Here is a 3,455-nt window from a genome sequence, read left to right as displayed (position 1 = left end):
TTGCTGTTCCTGGTGTGATGGGTGAGTTTGAAATGCTTAACAATCACGCACCAATTGTATCTCTTTTAAAAGAAGGCAATGTTAAAATTAATGGCAACATTACTTTAGATGAAGAGGTTGAAGCTAAATTCAACAAAACTGATAAAGGGTTTTGGTTACCAATTACTTCTGGAACTATAGAAATGAAAGATAATAAAGTAATCGTTCTCGCAGATTAAGTTTACTTTATTTAAAAATATTAAAAACGCCAAACTGATGTTTGGCGTTTTTTTAATTTATATCGTCTTCTATATATTCTAAAATATCTGCTGGTTGACAATCCAATGCATTGCAAATAGCTTCCAAGGTTGAAAACCGAATCGCTTTAGCTTTTCCAGATTTAAGTATAGAAAGATTAGCTGTAGTGATATGAATGATCTCAGCTAGTTCTTTACTTTTCATTTTACGCTTGGCAAGCATCACGTCAAGATTAACTACTATTGGCATAATTATATCGTTAGTTCGTTATCCTCTTCGACCTCTTTTCCACGTTTAAATATTTCTGCCAAAATATAAAATGCTAAGCCAGCAGGAATCAAAAATGTGAATTCTGATTTTAGTTCATTAAAAAAGTTAAATGTAGATTCTCCAATAGCAGCAAGAAGAAACCTCAAAATCAAAACGCTAACGGTGTATTGAATAAAAATATTTCCGATTTTTTTAAAATATTTAATGTTATTATCACTGAAATAATCTCCATTTTCAATTTCTTTTAAAATAGACAAGAAATATGAAAAACCATAAATAAGATACCCTCTCCAAAAAAAGAGTCCAGCACTAATGGCATAATAACTCCATTGAATAGCATTCTTAGATGTAAACCAAGATTCATTTTTATCTGCTGTTTTTGCCCAGTTTTGAAATTCTTTAAATTGATTAAAGTCAAACTCTCGCATATCATTCAATAATACAGAAACAGAAGTAAGTAAAACTCCCCAAGTTATTAAAGTTAATATGTTCGTATTGTCTTTCATAATTAAATAGTTAATTCGTTTTCAGATTGAATTTCATTAGCTCTATTAAATAAAGTTGCTACAATAAAAATAACACCAGCCATAAATATGTATGCTGAGGTATCAATGTCTATTTGTGTGAAAAACACTTTAAACCTCAACCAAGTCATATATGAATTCGCTAAAATTCCAATCAAACCAACACTCAGAGATATATAACTAATTTTAAATACTAAACTCACAATTGAAGAATTGAATGGCTTATCAAAATTTATAATTTTAAAAATTATTATAAGAAGATAAAACACATATGCTTTTAAACTGGTAATAATTACAAGAAGTAATACTAGCAATGAAAAATGAATGGTATTAAATTCAAAAAGACTTGAAAGATCTATACCCATATAAAGGTTCTCTGTTGCATTGGAGTTTCCAAAAAGACTTAATATAGAAACTAAAGCTATTGCTCCTGCTTTTATACAATATCCAAGAAATACAATCCAAGAGATTATATTCATTACATAAAAAATTCGTTCTGTTTGCATTTTATTATTGTTTAACAATAACAAATATATATAAATTATCGATAAACAATAATTATTGTACTGTTTCTTTTTTAAAAAAAACTTTTTTAGGCTAAAAATAATCCTAACTTTGACCAAAATTTTCAACAAAAATGAGACCTAATATCTATTTTCTATTTTTTGTTTGTGCTATTCTGTTTAATACAAACAGTAGAGCTCAAGATTTACCTACACAAAACTTAGATTCAATATCTATAACATCTGCAAGAATTGACATTCCTTTTAAAGAAAACTCTAGGACAATTACCGTTATTACAGCTACTGACATTAAAAATAGTGCCGCTGTAAATATTGCTGACTTGCTTCAACAATTCGCTGGTGTAGACATTAGAAGACGAGGAACTGGTGGTAGCCAAGCCGACTTATATATTAGAGGCGGTGGCTTTGATCAAACTTTACTACTAATTGATGGTATAAAAATGGATGATGCTCAAACAGGTCATCACACAATGAATGCAGCATTACCATTGGAAGTCATTAAACGTATTGAAATTATTAAAGGTCCTGCAGCTCGAATTTTCGGTCAGAATGCCTTTACTGGTGCTATTAATATTGTAACTAAAAGTAAACTACAAAATACGGTCTCTGCTAATGTTGAAACTGGATCTTTTGGACAATTTAATGGCTCAGTGACTATTGGTAGTGAACTAGAAAACTCATCTCATATTGTTCATGCAGGAAAAGTAACTTCTGAAGGATATCGCATTAATTCAGATTATGATAATTCTAATTACTTTGTTAAAAGTGTCTTCAATAAAAACAACCAACCTATAGAAATGCTTGCAACATTTTTTGATCGCAAGTTTGGTGCTCAAAATTTTTATACAACCAATGCAACATTTTTTGAGTATGAAGAAACTCAAAATAGCTTACTTGCCTTTACTACTAAATTTAAGTCTTCAAAACTAAAAATTCAACCACGTGTATATTGGAAGCGAAATCAAGATATGTTTTTATTGAGACGTGATGAACCTAGTTTTTTTAGAAACTTCCATATAACTCATAAAGTTGGTGCAGAAGCTAATGCTTCATACACATCAAAAATTGGAATTACAGGATTTGGTGTAGACCTTTCCAAAGTTTTTATTAATAGTAATAATCTTGGAAAACGAAACCGTTTTATGGCAAATGTATTTATCGAGCATCAATTTAAATTTGCTGATGATAAGTTAGATATAACTCCCGGAGTTGCTCTAACATACTTCTCTGATTTTAAATTTCACGCTTTTCCAGGGATAGATATCGGTTATGAAATTACTAAAAACATAAGAGCATATGGAAACATTGGCTATACTTATCGTATACCAACATATACAGATTTGTATTACAGTGATCCTGCTACAGAAGGAAATGAAAACTTAGAACCTGAAGAAGCCTTTGCTCAAGAACTTGGAATCAAATATGCTTCATCTAAATTTTCAGCCTCTATAGCTATCTTCAATAGAGATGCTGAAAATTTAATCGATTATATAAGACCGAACATTAACAATGGAATATTTACAGCAACAAACATTACAGAAGTTAATACTAAAGGTATAGAGTTTGACGCTTCATATAATTTCAAACTAAACAATTTCACCCAAACTTTGGCATTTGGATATGCTTACTTAGATGATAATATACTTGATCAAAATGAAGAATTATCAAGATATTCACTAAACACCTTAAGACATCAATATACAACAAGGTTTAGCTCACAACTCTTTAAAAATGTACGACAAAACATTATTTATAAATATGCTGAGCGAACAACCGGACAAACTTATAATGTTTGGGATACTTCACTTTTGGTAAAAGTTAAATCGATGGAGTTTAGCGTAACAGCCAGCAACATCTTTAATGCTGATTATATTGAAACTGGATTTGTACCAATGCCACC

The 3,455-nt window shown here is 30.1% G+C and carries 5 protein-coding genes; 2 read left to right on the top strand and 3 right to left on the bottom strand.

Annotated elements, in window-relative coordinates:
• A partial coding sequence (locus AB8B90_RS07485; RefSeq protein WP_405335280.1) for a hypothetical protein occupies positions 1-218 on the top strand: 218 nt, incomplete at its 5' end.
• Positions 219-270: 52 nt separating this feature from the next.
• On the opposite strand, the gene AB8B90_RS07480 is transcribed toward AB8B90_RS07485, so the two are convergent.
• The 3 genes from AB8B90_RS07480 to AB8B90_RS07470 are packed head-to-tail and all read right to left on the bottom strand — an operon-like array spanning position 271 to position 1,537.
• On the bottom strand, positions 271-486 hold the full coding sequence (locus AB8B90_RS07480; RefSeq protein ID WP_405335278.1) for a helix-turn-helix domain-containing protein: 216 nt from the start codon (positions 484-486) through the stop codon (positions 271-273).
• A gap of 2 nt (positions 487-488) precedes the next feature.
• Complete coding sequence (locus AB8B90_RS07475) at positions 489-1,013, bottom strand: DUF2975 domain-containing protein (RefSeq protein WP_405335277.1); 525 nt, start codon at positions 1,011-1,013, stop codon at positions 489-491.
• A gap of 2 nt (positions 1,014-1,015) precedes the next feature.
• Positions 1,016-1,537 carry a hypothetical protein gene (locus AB8B90_RS07470; protein ID WP_405335275.1) on the bottom strand — a complete coding sequence of 174 codons (522 nt, stop codon included), beginning with the start codon at positions 1,535-1,537 and terminating at the stop codon, positions 1,016-1,018.
• A 131-nt stretch (positions 1,538-1,668) separates the two neighbouring features.
• Between AB8B90_RS07470 and AB8B90_RS07465 the strand changes: the two genes are divergently transcribed.
• A partial coding sequence (locus AB8B90_RS07465; RefSeq protein ID WP_405335273.1) for a TonB-dependent receptor plug domain-containing protein occupies positions 1,669-3,455 on the top strand: 1,787 nt, incomplete at its 3' end.

Origin of the sequence: Psychroserpens sp. (genome assembly GCF_045105015.1) — a bacterium.
Taxonomy (GTDB): domain Bacteria; phylum Bacteroidota; class Bacteroidia; order Flavobacteriales; family Flavobacteriaceae; genus Psychroserpens.
Note: the sequence above shows the minus strand (reverse complement) of the source record. Positions and strands in the feature narration are given on the sequence as shown.

Bases quoted from the DNA above. Each gene is read 5' to 3' on its own strand.
- AB8B90_RS07475 (WP_405335277.1), bottom strand. From the start codon at position 1,013: ATGAAAGACAATACGAACATATTAACTTTAATAACTTGGGGAGTTTTA.
- AB8B90_RS07480 (WP_405335278.1), bottom strand. From the start codon at position 486: ATGCCAATAGTAGTTAATCTTGACGTGATGCTTGCCAAGCGTAAAATG.
- AB8B90_RS07470 (WP_405335275.1), bottom strand. From the start codon at position 1,537: ATGCAAACAGAACGAATTTTTTATGTAATGAATATAATCTCTTGGATT.